This is a genomic window from Lysobacter sp. BMK333-48F3 (assembly GCF_019733395.1).
Lineage (GTDB): Bacteria > Pseudomonadota > Gammaproteobacteria > Xanthomonadales > Xanthomonadaceae > Lysobacter.
Window position 1 is genome coordinate 4512836 of record NZ_JAIHOO010000001.1, and the last position, 17680, is coordinate 4530515.

At 67.8% G+C, this 17680-nt stretch carries 17 protein-coding genes and 1 tRNA gene; 2 read left to right on the forward strand and 16 right to left on the reverse strand.

The genetic code is table 11. The features are described from left to right. Positions 1-128: 128 nt before the first annotated feature. The 16 genes from K4L06_RS19405 to tpiA form a co-directional block, all read right to left on the reverse strand. On the reverse strand, positions 129-1646 hold the full coding sequence (locus tag K4L06_RS19405; RefSeq protein WP_221672953.1) for an NADH-quinone oxidoreductase subunit M: 1518 nt from the start codon (positions 1644-1646) through the stop codon (positions 129-131). 19 nt (positions 1647-1665) lie between these two features. Further along, positions 1666-3807 (reverse strand): NADH-quinone oxidoreductase subunit L, encoded by a 2142-nt coding sequence (nuoL, locus tag K4L06_RS19410; protein WP_221672954.1) that lies wholly within the window; start codon positions 3805-3807, stop codon positions 1666-1668. Between the two features lie 5 nt (positions 3808-3812). Then, positions 3813-4109 carry an NADH-quinone oxidoreductase subunit NuoK gene (gene nuoK / locus K4L06_RS19415; RefSeq protein ID WP_148649187.1) on the reverse strand — a complete coding sequence of 99 codons (297 nt, stop codon included), beginning with the start codon at positions 4107-4109 and terminating at the stop codon, positions 3813-3815. A 26-nt stretch (positions 4110-4135) separates the two neighbouring features. After that, on the reverse strand, positions 4136-4774 hold the full coding sequence (locus tag K4L06_RS19420) for an NADH-quinone oxidoreductase subunit J (RefSeq protein ID WP_221672955.1): 639 nt from the start codon (positions 4772-4774) through the stop codon (positions 4136-4138). 10 nt (positions 4775-4784) lie between these two features. Beyond that, the gene (gene nuoI / locus K4L06_RS19425; protein WP_221672956.1) at positions 4785-5273 is read right to left on the reverse strand and encodes an NADH-quinone oxidoreductase subunit NuoI; all 489 of its coding nucleotides are present in this window, start codon (positions 5271-5273) and stop codon (positions 4785-4787) included. 13 nt (positions 5274-5286) lie between these two features. Then, positions 5287-6351: an NADH-quinone oxidoreductase subunit NuoH gene (nuoH, locus tag K4L06_RS19430; protein WP_255595295.1), complete on the reverse strand. Its 1065-nt coding sequence runs from the start codon at positions 6349-6351 to the stop codon at positions 5287-5289. Between the two features lie 15 nt (positions 6352-6366). Beyond that, positions 6367-8610, reverse strand: a complete 2244-nt coding sequence (gene nuoG, locus K4L06_RS19435; protein ID WP_221672958.1) for an NADH-quinone oxidoreductase subunit NuoG — start codon at positions 8608-8610, stop codon at positions 6367-6369. Continuing rightward, positions 8607-9977, reverse strand: a complete 1371-nt coding sequence (nuoF, locus tag K4L06_RS19440; RefSeq protein WP_221672959.1) for an NADH-quinone oxidoreductase subunit NuoF — start codon at positions 9975-9977, stop codon at positions 8607-8609. Before nuoF ends, nuoG begins: the two co-directional genes overlap by 4 nt. Before the next feature lie 11 nt (positions 9978-9988). Next, positions 9989-10516 carry an NADH-quinone oxidoreductase subunit NuoE gene (gene nuoE, locus K4L06_RS19445; RefSeq protein WP_064749530.1) on the reverse strand — a complete coding sequence of 176 codons (528 nt, stop codon included), beginning with the start codon at positions 10514-10516 and terminating at the stop codon, positions 9989-9991. 160 nt (positions 10517-10676) lie between these two features. Then, entirely contained in the window at positions 10677-11981 is a 1305-nt protein-coding gene (locus K4L06_RS19450) for an NADH-quinone oxidoreductase subunit D (RefSeq protein ID WP_221672960.1), read from the reverse strand. A 1-nt stretch (position 11982) separates the two neighbouring features. Beyond that, a complete protein-coding gene (locus K4L06_RS19455; protein WP_221672961.1) occupies positions 11983-12714 on the reverse strand; it encodes an NADH-quinone oxidoreductase subunit C in 732 nt (243 codons plus the stop codon). After that, complete coding sequence (locus K4L06_RS19460) at positions 12711-13298, reverse strand: NADH-quinone oxidoreductase subunit B (protein ID WP_064749533.1); 588 nt, start codon at positions 13296-13298, stop codon at positions 12711-12713. The genes K4L06_RS19455 and K4L06_RS19460 overlap by 4 nt, the downstream gene beginning before the upstream one ends. Next, a complete protein-coding gene (locus tag K4L06_RS19465) occupies positions 13289-13645 on the reverse strand; it encodes an NADH-quinone oxidoreductase subunit A (protein ID WP_064749534.1) in 357 nt (118 codons plus the stop codon). Before K4L06_RS19465 ends, K4L06_RS19460 begins: the two co-directional genes overlap by 10 nt. Positions 13646-13809: 164 nt before the next feature. Next, positions 13810-13894, reverse strand: a tRNA-Leu gene (locus tag K4L06_RS19470). Positions 13895-14013: 119 nt separating this feature from the next. Beyond that, positions 14014-14493 (reverse strand): preprotein translocase subunit SecG, encoded by a 480-nt coding sequence (gene secG / locus K4L06_RS19475; protein ID WP_221672962.1) that lies wholly within the window; start codon positions 14491-14493, stop codon positions 14014-14016. A gap of 73 nt (positions 14494-14566) precedes the next feature. Continuing rightward, the gene (gene tpiA, locus K4L06_RS19480; RefSeq protein ID WP_221672963.1) at positions 14567-15319 is read right to left on the reverse strand and encodes a triose-phosphate isomerase; all 753 of its coding nucleotides are present in this window, start codon (positions 15317-15319) and stop codon (positions 14567-14569) included. A gap of 103 nt (positions 15320-15422) precedes the next feature. Here tpiA and K4L06_RS19485 point away from each other — a divergent pair, with 103 nt between their 5' ends. Both K4L06_RS19485 and K4L06_RS19490 read left to right on the forward strand, forming a co-directional pair. Continuing rightward, complete coding sequence (locus tag K4L06_RS19485; protein ID WP_221672964.1) at positions 15423-15956, forward strand: DNA-deoxyinosine glycosylase; 534 nt, start codon at positions 15423-15425, stop codon at positions 15954-15956. A gap of 428 nt (positions 15957-16384) precedes the next feature. Next, positions 16385-17530, forward strand: coding sequence for a hypothetical protein (locus tag K4L06_RS19490; protein WP_221672965.1), 1146 nt, complete (start codon positions 16385-16387; stop codon positions 17528-17530). Positions 17531-17680 lie beyond the last annotated feature (150 nt).

The window sequence follows — 17680 nt, forward strand, 5'->3', positions numbered from 1 at the left end:
CGAGCCTTGCTCTAGGAGCGAGCGGAGGGAAGTGAGAAGCGAGCGGACCACCGCCCTGCCTTTCTCTCGCACCTCACTCCTCGCTGCTACTCACTTCCAGGACGGCGGGCCACCGGCCCGTCGTCCGTTTACAGCTTGCTGGCGACGATCTGGCTGGCCAGATTGGCGATCGCCGGCTCCATCAGGTCGGTCAGCGGCTTCGGCCACACGCCCAGGATCAGCACGCCGGCCGCGAACACGCCCAACACCAGCGCTTCGCGCGGGTTGATGTCCTCCAGCTCGGCGACGTGGGCATTGCCGACCTCGCCCCAGATCACCCGCTTGACCAGCCACAGGGTGTAGCCGGCGCCGACGATCAGGGTGGTGGCCGCGCCGAACGCGATCAGCGGATGCTGCTGGAACGCGGCCAGGATGACCATGAACTCGCCGACGAAACCGGAGGTGCCCGGCAGGCCGGAGTTGGCCATCGCGAACAGGACCACGAACGCGGCGAACCACGGCATCACGTTGGCGACGCCGCCGTAGTCCTTGATCATGCGGCTGTGCATGCGGTCGTAGAGCACGCCGACGCAGGTGAACATCGCGCCCGAGACGAAGCCGTGGCTGATCATCTGCACCATCGCGCCCTGCAGGCCCAGGCGCGCGGCGTCGGTGCCGTGCGCGTCGCCGTTGTGGACCAGGGCGAAGGCGATGAAGGTGCCCAGGGTGACGAAGCCCATGTGCGAGACCGACGAATACGCGATCAGCTTCTTCATGTCGTCCTGGACCAGGGCGACCAGGCCGACGTAGATCACCGCGATCAGGCTCAGCGCGATCACCAGCCAGGCGTACTCGTGGCCGGCGTCCGGCACGATCGGCAGGACGAAGCGCAGGAAACCGTAGCCGCCGATCTTCAGCATGATCGCGGCCAGGATCACCGAACCGGCGGTCGGCGCCTCGACGTGCGCGTCCGGCAACCAGGTGTGGACCGGGAACATCGGCACCTTGACCGCGAAGGCGATTAGGAAGCCGAAGAAGATCCACATCTGCTCGGTCGCGGTGAGCTGCAGCGCGTACATGTCCGCCAGCTGCCAACTGCCGCCCTTCAGGTACAGGTAGATCAGCCCGACCAGCATGAACACCGAGCCGAGGAAGGTGTACAGGAAGAACTTCACCGACGCGTAGACGCGGCGCGGGCCGCCCCAGACGCCGATGATGATGAACATCGGGATCAGCATGCCCTCGAAGAACACGTAGAACAGCATCGCGTCCAGGGCGGAGAACACGCCGACCATCAGGCCTTCCAGGATCAGGAAGGCGGCGTAGTACTGGTGGACGCGCTTGTCGATCGAGGTCCAGGCGCTGATCAGCACCAGCATCGAGGTCAGCGTGGTCAGCGCGATCAGCGCCGCCGAGATGCCGTCCGCGCCGAGGTGGTAGCGGATGTCGTAGGCCGGGATCCAAGCGTGGTCTTCGACCAGCTGCATGCTCGCGCTGGCGAAGTCGCCGTGGCTGAACATCAGCAGGCTCAGGCCGAGGGTGGCGATGGCCACGATCAGCGCGAACCAGCGCGCGGTGTTGGCGCGCTCGTTGCCGAACGCGAGGGTGGCGAAGCCGCCGAGAATCGGCAGCCAGATCAGGATGCTAAGCAAGGGCACGGGGCTCACGTCGGGTGTCCTTGTCGGATTAGTGCCAGTAACGGATGACGACGGCGAGCAGAGCAATCAGGCCGACAATCATCGCGAAGGCGTAGTGGTAGAGATAACCGGACTGGACCCGGCGAGCGAGGTTGGCGACGAAGCCGACCAGGCTGGCGCTGCCGTTGACCGCGGCGCCGTCGATCAGCTTGCTGTCGAACAGGCGCGAGACCTTGCCCAGGCCGACGCCGCCGGCGGCGAAGCCGTCGATCCACAGGTTGTCCATGCCGTACTTGTTCTCGAGCACGCGGATCGGCAGCGCGAACAGCTTGCGCGCCTTGGCCGGCAGCTCCGGCTTCCACCAGTACATGACCGTGGCCAGCAGGAAGCCCGAGAAGGCGAGCCAGAACGCCGGCGCCTGGAAACCGTGCAGGGCGAACGGCAGCCAGCCGTGCCAGGCTTCCGCACCGACCTGGGCGATGGTGTCGCGCGCCGGCTGCAGGTCGATCGCGCCGAGGAAGAACGGCAGCTGCTTGGCGTGGCCGGACATGTCGGTGCCGAACAGCATCGGACCGGCGGTGAAGATGCCGATCAGCACCGACGGAATCGCCAGCAGCACCAACGGCAGGGTCACCACCCACGGCGATTCGTGCGGCTCGTGCGGGCCGTGGTGGCCATGATCGTCGTGGGCGTGATCGTCGTGCTTGCCGTGGCCGTGGTCGTCGTGGGCGTGCGCCGCATGATCGTCGTGGCCATGGCCGTGATCGTCGTGGGCGTGCGCGTCGCGGAACCGCTCCTTGCCGTGGAAGGTCAGGTACAGCAGGCGGAAGCTGTAGAACGCGGTGACGAAGGCGCCCAGCAGCACCGCCCAGTAGGCGTACTGCGAGACCCAGGTCGCGTGCTCGCCGCTGGCGGCGTGGTGCGCGGCCTCGATGATGGTGTCCTTCGAGTAGAAACCGGCGAAGAACGGCGTGCCGACCAGGGCCAGGGTGCCGAGCAGGCTGGTCCAGTAGGTGATCGGCATGTACTTGCGCAGGCCGCCCATCTTGCGCATGTCCTGCTCGTGGTGCATGCCGATGATGACCGAGCCGGCGGCCAGGAACAGCAGCGCCTTGAAGAAGGCGTGGGTCATCAGGTGGTAGACCGCGGCCGAATAGGCCGACACGCCCAGCGCCACGGTCATGTAGCCCAGCTGCGACAGGGTCGAGTACGCGACCACGCGCTTGATGTCGTTCTGGACGATGCCGATCAGGCCGGTCCAGAACGCGGTGGTGGCGCCGATGAACAGGACGAAGTTCAGCGCGGTCTGCGACATCTCGAACAGCGGCGACATGCGCGCGACCATGAAGATGCCGGCGGTCACCATCGTCGCGGCGTGGATCAGCGCCGAGATCGGGGTCGGGCCTTCCATCGAGTCCGGCAGCCAGACGTGCAGCGGCACCTGCGCCGACTTGCCCATCGCGCCGATGAACAGGCAGATGCAGATCACCGTCGGCAGCGACCACACGATCGGGTCGGCGCCGCCCCACACCGTGATGGTGCGGCCGGCCAGGGTCGGCGCGTTGGCGAACACGGTGCCGTAGTCGAGCGAGCCCAGCGCCCACAGCACGGCGCCGATGCCGAGCAGGAAGCCGAAGTCGCCGACGCGGTTGACCACGAAGGCCTTGAGGTTGGCGAACACCGCGGTCGGCTTCTTAAACCAGAAGCCGATCAGCAGGTACGAGACCAGGCCCACCGCTTCCCAGCCGAAGAACAGCTGCAGGAAGTTGTTGCTCATGACCAGCATGAGCATCGAGAAGGTGAACAGCGAGATGTAGCTGAAGAAGCGCTGGTAGCCCGGATCCTCGGCCATGTAGCCGATGGTGTAGACGTGGACCAGCAGCGAGACGAAGGTCACCACGACCATCATCATCGCGGTCAGCTTGTCGACCATGAAGCCGACATGAGCCTCGTAGCCGCCGATCTGGAACCAGGTGTAGACGTTCTCGTTGAACGGCGCTGCGCCCTGCCCCACGAGCTGCCACAGCACGTAGATCGACATCGCGCAGCTGGCGGCGACGCCGAGGATGGTGACCGTGTGCGAGCCGGCGCGGCCGATCTTGCGCCCGAACAGGCCGGCGAGGATCGCGCCGAGCAGCGGCGCGAGCACGACCGCGAGCAGGATGGTCTTGGAAAGTACGACGGGTTGCATGCCGGTCAGCCCTTCATCGTGTCGATTTCAGCGACGTTGATCGTGCGCCGGTTGCGGAACAGCGTGACCAGGATCGCCAGGCCGATGGCGGCCTCGGCGGCGGCCACGGTCAGGATGAAGAACACGAACACCTGACCGGCCGGATCGGCCAGCTGACGCGAGAACGCGACGAAGTTGATGTTGACCGCGAGCAGCATCAGCTCGATCGACATCAGCAGCACGATCACGTTCTTGCGGTTGAGGAAGATGCCGGCGACGCTGATGCAGAACAGCACCGCGCCGAGGGCGAGGTAGTGGCCCAGCGCGAGGCCGGCTCCGAAGAATTCGCTCACGGCTTGGCCTCCTGTGCGGCGGGCTCGGCGGGGGCCGGAACGACCGGCTTGACCGCTTCCATCTTGATCATGCGGATGCGGTCGCCGGCGCGGACGCGGGCCTGCTCGCTCGGGTTCTGGTGCTTGGCCCCGGCGCGGCGGCGCAGGGTCAGCATCACCGCCGCGATCACCGCCACGGTCAGGATTACCGCGGCGACCTCGAACGGCAGCAGGAAGTCGGTGAACAGCGCGTGCGCCAGCCACTTGGTGTTGGACTCGCCGGCGGCGTCCGCGGTCAGCGGCGCGGCCAGGCTGGCCTTGACCCCGATCAGGGTCAGCATTTCCGCCAGCATCACCACCGCGACCAGCAGGCCGACCGGCAGATACCGGACATAGCCTTCGCGCAACGGCGCCACGTCGATGTCGAGCATCATGACCACGAACAGGAACAGCACCATCACCGCGCCTACGTAGACCAGGATCAGGGCCACGCCGAGGAACTCGGCGCCGGCGATGATCCAGACGCAGGCCACGGAGAAGAACGTCAGCACCAGGCTGAGCGCGGCATGGACCGGGTTCTTGACGCTGATCACGGCCACGGCCGAAAGCGTGGCCGCGGCGGCGAAGACGAAGAAGGCGATCTGGGCGAGATCCATGTCGGGGTACTCAGCGGAAGGCGGCGTCGGCGGCGCGGCGTTCGGCGATCTCGGTCTCGAGACGGTCGCCGATCGCCAGCAGCTGCGGCTTGGTGACGATGTTCTGTCCGCGCTGGTCGAAGTGGTATTCGTGGATGTGGGTTTCCACGATCGAGTCGACCGGGCAGGACTCTTCGCAGAAGCCGCAGAAGATGCACTTGAACAGGTCGATGTCGTAGCGCGTGGTGCGGCGGGTGCCGTCCACGCGCTTCTCCGAATCGATGGTGATCGCCAGCGCCGGGCACACGGCCTCGCACAGCTTGCAGGCGATGCAGCGCTCTTCGCCGTTGGGATAACGGCGCAGCGCGTGCACGCCGCGGAAGCGCGGCGATTGCGGGGTCTTCTCCATCGGGTACATCAGCGTGTACTTCGGCTTGAACAGGTACTTGAGCGTCAGCCCGAGGCCCTGTGCGAGCTCGATCAGGAGCAGGCTCTTGAAATAGGAAACGATGCGATTCATGTAGGTGCCTGCCTTACTGTCCCGGCTGGAAGACGCCGTAGTACGCCATCACCGCGACCACGCAGATCCAGGCGATGGTCAGGGGGATGAACACCTTCCAGCCCAGGCGCATGATCTGGTCGTAGCGGTAGCGCGGGAACGACGCGCGGAACCAGATGAAGCAGCTGGCGAAGAAGAACACCTTGATCAGCAGCCACCACCAGCCGTCGGCCGACAGCAGCGGGATGCCCAGGCCCTGGAACGGGCTCAGCCAGCCGCCGACGAAGAAGATCGAGGTCAGGAAGCTGATCAGGATCATGTTCGCGTATTCGGCGAGGAAGAACAGCGCGAACGCCGAACCCGAATACTCGACCATGTGGCCGGCGACGATTTCCGACTCGCCTTCGACCACGTCGAACGGCGCGCGGTTGGTCTCGGCCACGCCGGAGATGAAATAGACCACGAACAGCGGCAGCATCGGCAGCGCGAACCACTCCAGCGCGCCGGCGTTGCCCGACTGGGCCATCACGATCTCGCTGAGGTTGAGGCTGCCGGCGCCGACCATCACGCCGACCATGGCGAAGCCCATGGCGATTTCGTACGAGACCACCTGGGCCGCGGCGCGCATCGCGCCGAGGAAGGCGTACTTCGAGTTCGAGGCCCAGCCGGCGAGGATGATGCCGTACACGCCCAGCGAGGTCATCGCCAGCAGGTACAGCAGGCCGGCGTTGGCGTTCGACAGCACCACCTGGGCGTCGAACGGCACCACCGCCCAGGCCGCGAAGGCCGGAGCCAGGGCCAGCAAGGGCGCCAGCTTGTACAGGAAGGACTGCGCCCGGGTGGGCTGGATCACTTCCTTGAACAGCAGCTTGAACACGTCGGCGAAGGCCTGAAGGATGCCCATGCCGACGTACATCGGGCCGCGGCGGACGTGCATCCAGCCGATCAGCTTGCGCTCCCAGACCACGTAGAACGCGACCGAGACGATCACCGGCATGGCGATCAGCAGGATCTTGAGCACGATCCAGGCCACGGCGCCGGCCATGCCGAAGGAGAGCAGGAACTCGCGCACCGGGTCGACCACGTGGGTCGTGAACATTCCATCCGTCATGGCTTAGGCCCTCCCCGCCTGCACGCGGCCGGCGCCGAGCGGCGCGGTCGCGCCATGCCCGCTTTCGATCCACACCGTGCCCGTCGCGACCTTGGCGCTGAGCGCCACCGGCAGCGTCGCGGTGCCGGCGCCCGCGCCGAACTTGGCCACCGCGCCGTCGGCCAGGCCGAGCGCCGCTGCGTCGTTCGGATTCAGCACCGCGCGCGGCGCCAGGTTGAGCGGATGCGACTGCAGGGCCGGCGCGCGGCGCACGGTGGCGTCGCTGCGGTAGATCGCGGTCGACACGGCCAGCTCCAAGCCTTCGCTCGCCGACTTCGGCGCGCGGCCGGCGGCCGGGGTCACGCTGCGCGGCGCGATGCCGCGGCGCAGGCCGTCCAGGTCGGTGAACTCGAAACCCTTGGCGCCCAGCTCGCCGCCGAGCGCGCGCAGCACGCGCCAGCCGGCGCGCGCGTCGCCCGGCAGCTTGCCGCCGGCGCTGGCAGCCTGGGACAGGCCGTCGAGATTGGTCAGGGTGGCGTCGACTTCCGGCAGCAGGCCGATCGGCAGGATCACGTCGGCGACCGCCTTGGTCGAGCGGCAGGCGTAATGGCTGAACGCCACCACCTGGGCCGCGCCGAGCGCGCGCAGGGCGCTCTCGCTGTCGGCGAAATCCAGGCCCGGCTCGATGCCGTAGACGATATAGGCGCCGCGCGCGTCCTCGAGCATGGCGCGGGCGTCGCGCGCGCTCGGCAGCACGCCGTGGCGGGCCAGGCCGACCGCGTTCGCGCCTTGCGGAATGCGGCACAGCTTGGCGCCGGTGGCCTCGGCGAAGGCCTTGGCCGCGGCGCGGATCGCGGCCGCGTGCGGGCCGTTCTCGGCCAGCGCGCCGACGATCAGGGCGACATGGTTGCCGGCCTTGGCCGCCTCGCGCAGGGCTTCGTCGGCGAGCGCGCCGGCGAGCTGCGACGGGGCGACGATGCGCTTGCCGGTCAGGTCGAAGGTGAAGTCGAAATCGACCGGGTTGATCGCGTGGACCTTGGCGCCGCGGGTGAAGGCCTTGCGCACGCGCTGGTGGACCAGCGGCAGTTCGTGGCGCAGGTTCGAACCCACGATCACCACCACGTCGGCGCGATCGATCTCGGCGACCGGCATGGCGAAGGTATCGGCGACCGCGGCGTCGGTCAGGTCGTGCTGGCCGATGCGGTGGTCGAGGTTGCCGCTGCCCAGGGCCTCGGCCAGGCGCGCCAGCAGCGCGCCCTCTTCGTTCGAGGTCGCCGGATGGGCGAGCACGCCGAGGTTGTCGCCGCCGTTGTCGCGCAGGATCTTGGCCGCGCGCGCCAGGGCTTCGTCCCAGGACGCTTCGCGCCACTCGCCGTTGTCCTTGACCAACGGACGCTGGGCGCGGTCTTCGGCGTACAGCCCCTGGTGCGAATAGCGGTCGCGGTCCGACAGCCAGCACTCGTTGACCGCTTCGTTGTCGCGCGGCACGGTGCGCAGCACGTCGCCGCGGCGCACGTGCAGGAACAGGTTGCTGCCCAGCGCGTCGTGGTAGCCCAGCGACTCGCGCGCGGTCAGTTCCCACGGGCGGGCCTTGAACTGGAACACCTTGTTGGTCAGCGCGCCGACCGGGCAGACGTCGATGACGTTGCCGGACAGTTCGGTGGTCAGCGGCTTGCCGTCGAAGGTGCCGATCTGCAGGTTCTCGCCGCGGTACATGCCGCCGAGCTCGTAGGTACCGGCGATCTCGGCGGTGAAGCGCACGCAGCGCGTGCACTGGATGCAGCGGGTCATCTCGGTCGCGACCAGCGGACCGATGTCCTCGTCCGGCACCACGCGCTTGCGCTCGGCGAAGCGGCTGACCGAACGGCCGTAGCCCATCGACACGTCCTGCAGCTCGCACTCGCCGCCCTGGTCGCAGATCGGGCAGTCCAGCGGGTGGTTGGCGAGCAGGAATTCCATCACGTTGCGCTGCGACTTCAGCGCGCGCTCGTTGCGGGTGAACACCTTCAGCCCGTCCATGACCGGCGTGGCGCAGGCCGGCGACGGCTTGGGCGCGGCGCGACCGCCGACCTCGGTGTCGACCAGGCACATGCGGCAGTTGGCCGCGATCGCCAGCTTGTCGTGGTAGCAGAAACGCGGGATCGGAATGCCGGCCTTGTCGGCGGCATGGATGATCATCGAGTTCTTCGGCGCGGCCAGCTCGACGCCGTCGATGAAGACGGTGACGTGGTCGGGCGGCAGATTCGGATTTACGGGCTGCGCGCTCATGCCGCCACCTTCTTTTCAATGACCGTGCCGGCGCGCTGGTCGTCGACCAGGAAGCGCTTGTTCACGATCGCGTACTCGAACTCGTCCCAGAAGTGGTGCAGGAAGCCCTGCACCGGCCACGCGGCGGCTTCGCCGAACGCGCAGATGGTGTGGCCTTCGATCTGGCCGGCCGCGGCGCGCAGCATGTGCAGGTCGTCCAGGGTCGCCTGCTGCTGGGCGATGCGGGTCAGCATGCGGTACATCCAGCCGGTGCCTTCGCGGCACGGCGTGCACTGGCCGCAGCTTTCCTTGTAGTAGAACCGGGCGATGCGCTGGCAGGCGCGGACCATGCAGGTGGTCTCGTCCATGACGATGACCGCGCCCGAGCCGAGGCCGGAGCCGGCCTTCTGCAGCGAGTCGTAGTCCATGGTGCAGGCCATGATGGCGTCGGCCGGCAGCACCTTCATCGACGAACCGCCGGGGATCACCGCCTTGAGCTTGTTGCCCTGGCGCATGCCGCCGGCCATCTGCAGCAGTTCCGCGAACGGCGTGCCGAGGCGGATCTCGAAGTTGCCCGGGTTGGCGACATGGCCGGAGACCGAGAAGATCTTCGGGCCGCCGTTGTTGGGCTTGCCCAGATTGAGGAACCACTCCGCGCCGTTGCGCAGGATCGCCGGCACCGAGGCGTAGGTCTCGGTGTTGTTGATCGTGGTCGGCTTGCCGTACAGGCCGAAGTTGGCCGGGAACGGCGGCTTGTAGCGCGGCTGGCCCTTCTTGCCTTCCAGCGACTCCATCAGCGCGGTCTCTTCGCCGCAGATGTAGGCGCCGGCGCCGAGCGCGCCGTAGATGTCGATGTCCACGCCGCTGCCGAGCACGTTCTTGCCCAGCCAGCCGTGCTCGTAGGCTTCCTTCAGCGCCTGCTCGAAATGCTCGAACGGCTCGTGATGGAACTCGCCGCGCAGGTAGTTGTAGGCCACGGTCGAACCGGTGGCGTAGCAGGCGATCGCCATGCCCTCGACCACCGAGTGCGGGTTGAAGCGCAGGATGTCGCGGTCCTTGGCCGTGCCCGGCTCGGATTCGTCCGAGTTGCACAGGATGTACTTCTGGGTGCCGCTGCCCTTGGGCATGAAGCTCCACTTCAGGCCGGTCGGGAAGCCCGCGCCGCCGCGGCCGCGCAGGCCCGAGGCCTTGACCGCGTCGATGATCTGCGCCGGATCGGTCTTCTCGGTCAGGATCTTGCGCAGCGCGCTGTAGCCGCCGGTCTTGAGATAGTTCTCGTACGACCAGGGGGTGTCGTAGTGCAGCGTGGTGTAAACGACCTGATGCTCCTGCGGAGCCGGGCCGACCGGGCCGTAGCCCTTGGAATAATCGTGGTGACCGTGCGCCATCTCGCCCGACCTCACTTCAGACCGTCGAGCAGCTCGTCGACCTTGGCGGCGTCGAGCTTCTCGTGGTAATGACCGTTGATGACGACCACCGGGGCGCCGCAGCACGCGGCCACGCATTCTTCTTCGCGCTTGAGGAAGACGCGGCCGTCGGCGGTGGATTCGCCCAGCTTGCAGCCCAGCTTCTTCTCGGCGTGGGCGACGAGTTGTTCGGCGCCGTTGAGCCAGCAGCTGATGTTGGTGCAGAAGGCGACGTTGTTGCGGCCGACCTTCTCGGTCTCGAACATCGAGTAGAAGCTGGCGACCTCGTAGGCCCACACCGGCGGCAGGCCCAGGTACTTGGCCACCGCGGCGATCAGCTCGTCGGTCAGCCAACCGCCGTTCTGCTCCTGAGCCGCGTGCAGACCCTGCAGCACCGCCGAACGCTTGCGGTCGGGCGGGAACTTGGTCAGCCAGTGATCGATGTGCGCGCGCGTCGCATCCGACAACGCCACCATCGGATCGACGTGCTGTGCGGCTTCGAAATTGCCTGTCGCTTTCATGCTTGAACCTCCGGGACTCGGGACTCGGGACTCAGGACTCGTGGAGCCCGATTCGCCGATCGCCGAAGATCGCGGAAAGAATGTTGAGAAATTGCTATGCGGAAGAACGGCCGAACCGCTCCTGCGAGTCCCGAGTCCCGAGTCCCGAGTCCCGATGCGCTCACCGATCGATCTCGCCGAATACGATGTCGTAGGTGCCGATCATCGCCACCACGTCGGCCAGCATGTGGCCCTTGACCACCTCGTCCATCGACGACAGGTGGGCGAAGCCCGGGGCGCGCAGCTTGACCCGGAACGGCTTGTTGGCGCCGTCGGAAACCAGGTAGCAGCCGAACTCGCCCTTGGGCGCTTCCACCGCGCTGTAGGTCTCGCCGGCCGGGACGCAATAGCCTTCCGAGAACAGCTTGAAGTGGTGGATCAGCGCTTCCATGTCGTCCTTCATCTCCTCGCGCTTGGGCGGGGCGACCTTGAAGTTGTCGACGATCACGGGGCCGGGGTTGGCGCGCAGCCACTTCACGCATTGCTTGATGATGCGGGTGGACTCGCGCATCTCGGCGACGCGGACCAGGTAGCGGTCGTAGCAGTCGCCGTTGACGCCGACCGGAATGTCGAAATCGACTTCCGCGTACTTGGCGTACGGCTGCTTCTTGCGCAGGTCCCAGGCGATGCCGGAACCGCGGATCATCGGCCCGGTCATGCCCCAGGCCAGGGCCTGTTCGGGCGAGATCACGCCGACGCCGACGGTGCGCTGCTTCCAGATGCGGTTGTCGGTCAGCAGCGTCTCGTACTCGTCGACGCGCTTGGGGAAATCGTCGGTGAAGGCGTCGAGGTAATCGAGCATCGAGCCTTCGCGCCACTCGTTGAAGCGCTTCAGGCTGGCGCCCTTCTTCCAGGGCGACTCCTTGTACTTCGGCATCCGGTCCGGCAGGTCGCGGTAGACGCCGCCCGGACGGTAGTAGGCCGCGTGCATGCGCGCGCCGGAGACCGCCTCGTAGCAGTCCATCAGCTCTTCGCGCTCGCGGAACGCGTACAGGAACACCGCCATCGCGCCCAGGTCGAGCGCGTTGGAGCCGATCCACATCAGGTGGTTCAGGATCCTGGTGATCTCGTCGAACATGGTGCGGATGTACTGCGCGCGCACCGGCGCCTCGATCCCCAGCAGGGTCTCGATCGCGCGCACGTAGGCGTGCTCGTTGCACATCATCGACACGTAGTCGAGGCGGTCCATGTAGCCGATCGACTGGTTGAACGGCTTGGACTCGGCCAGCTTCTCGGTGCCGCGGTGGAGCAGGCCGATGTGCGGATCGGCGCGCTGCACGACCTCGCCGTCCATCTCCAGGATCAGGCGCAGCACGCCGTGCGCGGCCGGATGCTGCGGGCCGAAGTTCAGCGTGTAGTTGCGGATCTCGGCGTTGTTGAGACCGGAGGTGTTGGCTTGCGGCATGACGCTAGCGGGGTTGCTCATTTCACTTCACCTCGCGCTGCGCCGGCTCGCGTTGAGCGAGCTCGCCCTGCGCGGTCTGGTAACGGGCGTCGTCGCGGATCACGCGCGGCACGCCGACGCGCGGGTCGATCGAGACCGGCTCGTACACCACCCGGCGCTTGTCGGCGTCGTAGCGCACTTCGACGTTGCCGATCAGCGGGAAGTCCTTGCGGAACGGATAACCGACGAAACCGTAGTCGGTCAGGATGCGGCGCAGGTCCGGATGGCCTTCGAAGACGATGCCGTACAGGTCGAAGGCTTCGCGCTCGAACCAATTCACGCCCGGCCAGATGCCGGTCAGCGAACCGACCACCGGCAGGTCGTCGTTCGGAGCGAAGGCCTTGAGCCGCAGCCGCTGGTTGTGCTGGCACGACAGCAGGTGGGCGACCGCGGCGAAGCGGCGCTCCGGCGCGATCGACGCGGCGTTCGGGCTTTCGCCCCAACGGAAGCGACCGGCGCTCTTGCCTTCGACGCCGCGCGAGAAGCCTTCCGAGGACACGTCGGTGTCCCATTCGTCGCTGCCGAAGCTGAGGTAGTCGACGCCGCTGACGTCGACGCACTGCTCGAAGCCGAACTCGTCGCGCAGCGCGCGGGCGGCGGCGAGCCAGTCGGCGGCGGGGACTTCCAGGGTCAGTTCGCCGCGCGGCTCGGCCACGACGACGGTAGCGCCGGCGAAACGTTCGCGCAGACGCTCGGCGAGGTTGGCGGTGCTCATTCGCGGACGCCCTGCTTCTGGTCGCCGAAATTGGTGCCGCGGCGGATCTTGCGCTGCAGCTGCAGGATGCCGTAGATCAGCGCCTCGGCGGTCGGCGGGCAGCCGGGCACGTAGACGTCGACCGGCACCACGCGGTCGCAGCCGCGCACCACCGAGTAGGAATAGTGGTAGTAGCCGCCGCCGTTGGCGCAGCTGCCCATCGAGATGACCCACTTCGGGTCCGGCATCTGGTCGTAGACCTTGCGCAGCGCCGGGGCCATCTTGTTGACCAGGGTGCCGGCGACGATCATCACGTCGGACTGGCGCGGCGACGGGCGGAACACCACGCCGTAGCGGTCCAGGTCCAGGCGCGCGGCGCCGGCGTGCATCATCTCGACCGCGCAGCAGGCCAGACCGAAGGTCATCGGCCACATCGAACCGGTGCGGGCCCAGTTCCACAACGTGTCGAGATTGGTGGTGACGAAGCCCTGCTGCAGCAGCGGGTTCTCGCCTTCCGGGCGCAGGATATCGTCGAGGCGGCCTTCCGGGAGCGGGTTGTGCATCAACCCGGAAATCGTGTCGCCAACGCTTTGGATCACTCCCATTCGAGCGCTCCCTTCTTCCAGACGTAAACGAAGCCGAGCAGGAGCATGCTGGCGAAGATGCCCATCTCGATCAGGCCGATGATTCCGAGGTCTCGGAACACGGTGGCCCAGGGCACGATGAAGATGATTTCCAGATCGAAGATGATGAACTGGATCGCGATCAGGTAGTAGCGCACGTCGAACTGCATGCGCGCGTCTTCGAAGGCTTCGAAGCCGCATTCGTAGGGAGACAGTTTCTCCGCGGTCGGGCGCTTGGGCCCGAGCACATTGCCTACCACCAACAGGGCGACGCCGATACCACCGGCGACGATCAGGAACAGCAGGGTCGGCAGGTATTCGGCCAGCACGCGGTGTTCTCTCGGCTACTTGTTCGGCTACATGGGCGCGTTACCGCGACCTTGGCTTGGCGCTATGGCGCCCAGTCGTTTGGACGCATTGCGCGGCCCGCCGTGCGTGCCGCACCTGCGTACCGTGGTGCGAGTTGCGAATAACTGAAGCAAAGGGATGGATGTGGTGCCCAAAGGGGGACTCGAACCCCCACGACCTAAGTCGCTACCACCTCAAGGTAGTGCGTCTACCAATTCCGCCATCTGGGCACTGTTACCAACCGCGGCCATCCTGGGCCCGACTCCGCAAGCGCTGCGAAGCCCCTGGTCATCGCTGACCTGCCCTGCCGTCCGTGCGGGGCGATGAAACCGTATTTTAACTCTTTATTTCACTTACCGTCAGCCGGCTGTTTTGCCGGGGTTGCCTGCTCGGCGGGCGCCGGAGCGGGCGCGACCGGAACCGCGGGCGCCTGGGTCGCGGCCGGAGCCGGGACCGACTGCGCCGGCGCCTGCGGCACGCCGGAAGCGGGCGCGGCCGGAGCGGTCGCCGCCGGGGCGGGAACCGTCGGCTGGGCCGCCGGAGCGGTCGCCTGCGGCGCGCCCATCAGGCCCATGTCGGGCTTGCCGGCTTCGGCCGAGGGACGGCTCGCCTGCCAGGCCATGAAGAGGCTGATGGCGAAGAACGCGATCGCCAGCCACTTGGTCGCCTTGGACAGGAAGTTCGAGGAACCGCGCGCACCGAACACCGTCGCCGAAGCGCCGCCGCCGAAGCCCGAGCCCGCCTGCGCGCCGGCGCCGCGTTGCATCAGGATCAGCGCGACCATCGCGATCGCGATCAGCACATAGATGACGTTGAGGAACAACAGCATCGCTTTGGATTCTTCGGTTCGGACTGCTGGTTACGACCGCATCGCTGCGGCGCCGTGCGCCGCAACGCTTCGATCAGGGCGCCGCCGCGGCTGCGATGGCGTTGAAATCCGCGGCCACCAGCGAGGCGCCGCCGACCAGGCCGCCGTCGACGTCGGGCTGGGAAAACAGCGCGGCGGCGTTGTCGGCCTTCACGCTTCCGCCGTAGAGGATCGGAAGCGAGCCAGCGATTGTAGCATCGTGCGCGGCGATTTCGCTACGAATGAATGCGTGGACCTGCTGGGCCTGCTCCGGGCTGGCGGTCTTGCCGGTGCCGATCGCCCAGACCGGCTCGTAGGCCAGGACCGCGCCGTCCAGCGCCTGCGCGCCGAGCAGTTCGAAGATCGGCGCCAGTTGTTCCTGCAGGCGCCATTCGGTCTTGCCGTCTTCGCGCTCGTCCAGGGTCTCGCCGACGCACAGGATCGGGGTCAGGCCGGCGGCCTTGGCCGCGGCGAACTTGCGCGCGACCAGTTCGCTGCTCTCGCCGTGGTACTGGCGGCGCTCGGAATGGCCGACCAGGCCGTAGCCGGCGCCGACATCCTTGAGCATCGCCGCCGAGACTTCGCCGGTGTAGGCGCCCTTCTGGTTGGCGCTGACGTCCTGCGCGCCGAAGCCCAGGCCGCGCTCGCCGTAGTGTTCGATCAGCTCGCCCAGGTACGGCAGCGGCGGCAGGATCAGCCGTTCGACCCCGGGCGGCGGGGTCTGCGCGGCGACCTCGTCGAGCAAGGCGAAAGCGAACTCGCGGCTGCCGTGCAGCTTCCAGTTTCCGGCGACGATCCTGCGGCGCATGGTCTCTCCTGTTGCGTCTGAACGCGCAGTTTAACCCAGCCCGCCGCGCCCCCACCCTATCCCGGCACATTCGCTGCCCCAGCCCAGTCCGAACCCATCGCCGATGACCGCGACGCCCCCCGCCCCCGTCCGCAGCTTCGCCCCGATCGAATCGCCGCAGGCCTGCGTGCTGGTGCTCGGCAGCATGCCCGGCGTCGCCTCGCTGAGCGCCGGGCGCTACTACGCCCATCCGCAGAACCGGTTCTGGCCGATCATGGGCAGCCTGGTCGGCGCCGGCCCGGAACTGGACTACGAGCGGCGCATCGCACGCCTGCGCCAGGCCGGGATCGCGCTGTGGGACGTGCTGGCGCAATGCGAGCGCGAGGGCAGCCTGGATTCGGCGATCCGCGACGAGACCGCGGTCGCCAACGATTTCGCCGGCTTCTTCGCCCGCCACCCGCGGCTGCGTACGGTGCTGTTCAACGGCGCCAAGGCCGAACAGAGTTTCCGCCGCTTCGTCCTGCCGACCCTGGCCTCGCCGCCGGCGCTGCGGCGCCTGCCCTCGACCAGTCCGGCCAACGCCTCGCAGGCCAACGCGAGCAAGTGGAGCGCGTGGCGCGAGGCGCTGCGCGAGGCCGGGGTGGCGGTGCTCGACTGAGCGCGGGGCGCTGCGGCCGCTGCGGCATGTTGCAGGTCTGAAACTTCGCCGCCTCCGCTTTCGCCTCCGCAAGATGGCGCAAACCACTGGCAGCTAAGGCTTTTTTGGCCCGCCGGCCGGCGGTATGACCAACCGGCGACCGGCCGCCCGCCGGCGCCGATGTGCCGCCGCCCTGTCCTGCCCCCTGCGACCCCGGCGTTTGTTGGGGTGACCGCCCGCATCGGGCCCCTCACCGCCAAGGATCGCTTGCGAGCCCCGCCCCCGGAGCTCGCGGGACAGGGAGTGTTCGCCTGCGCAAACCAGCGCCGCCGGCCGGCGCCCGCTTCCCGCCCCGATCCAACGCACGCGCCTTCCGGGTCGGGGCGCGCGCCGGCGACCGCCGACCCGTTCATCGCCCTCAGGGAAGCGATACCACAAGGAGTTCCGCCATGAAGTCGCAGCACCGCTCGCCCCGCCCCGTCGCCCGCCTCGCCGCCCTCGGCGCGCTGGCCCTGACCTTCTTCGCGGCCCAGGCCGCCGATGCAGGCAAGACCGTCCGCACGCCCTACGGCGAAGTGGTCGAAATCCAGGCGCCGCAGTCGCAGCAGCGCCTGTCGGCCTCGGCCCAGGCGCATCCGTTCGCGACCGCCCGCCAACGCGCCGCGGTCAAGCCACTGCAGTGGACGCAGCGCGACGACAAGGCCGCCGCGGCCCCGGCCGAGCTGACCGAGCAGTTGGTCCGCGCCGCCGGCAGCGCGCCCGGCGGCGAAGCGCCGGCGTTCGCCAACTACCTCGCCCGCAACCACTTCCGCGCCACCTGGCAGCGCCTGGACGCGCTCGACGCGGCCAAGGGCGCGGCGGCGCCGACGGCGCTGTCCGACGGCGAGAAGGACGGCGCGCACTACGGCTACACCCGCTATCCGGGCAACTACTACACCAGCCAGTGGAAGACCACACCCTGGAACAAGATCGGCAAGCTCTACTTCACCAAGCCCAATGGCAGCGGCTCGTACTGCACCGCCAACGTCGCCAGCGGCAACTCGGTGCTGGTCACCGCCGCGCACTGCGTCTACACCCTCGGCGCGGGCTGGAACTCGAACTTCGTGTTCGTGCCCGCCGAACGCTACGGCGAAGCGCCGTACGGCCGCTTCGGCTGGAGCAGCGCGCGCATTCCCAGCGGCTACCTGCCGTCCGGCGGCCGACGCTGGGACGTGGCGGTGATCAAGCTCACCGGCGAACAGACCAGCGGCTTGCCGGTCACCAGCTATGTCGGCTGGCTCGGCCGCACCTGGAACCGCCCCTACTCCGAGTACGCCTATTCGCACGGCTACGCCAGCAACCTGAGCACCCAGTACACCCACGTCTGCGCCGGCCAGACCTACGACTCGCCCAGCGAAGGCACCAACGTGCTGGTGCAGGGCTGCGACATGACCTACGGCGCCAGCGGCGGCGCCTGGCTGCTGAACCTCGGCGGCAGCCACTACGTCAACAGCGTGGTCAGCGGCCCGCACATCGGCGCCTTCGGCACCGCCTGGGTCGGTCCGCGCTTCGCCGACGACAACATCGTGGCGCTGTGTGCGGCGATTGGGTGCTGAAGCGGGAATGGGGAATGGGGAATGGGGAATCGGAAAGCGGGTTGCGACTCGCCTCCTCCCCTGGCCAGGGAATGGCCTGTGCAAGAGGGAAGAAGCCGGCGTGGGCCGGCTTCTTCTTGCCCGGACGGCAGCGGGAACCGAAGTGCCGCG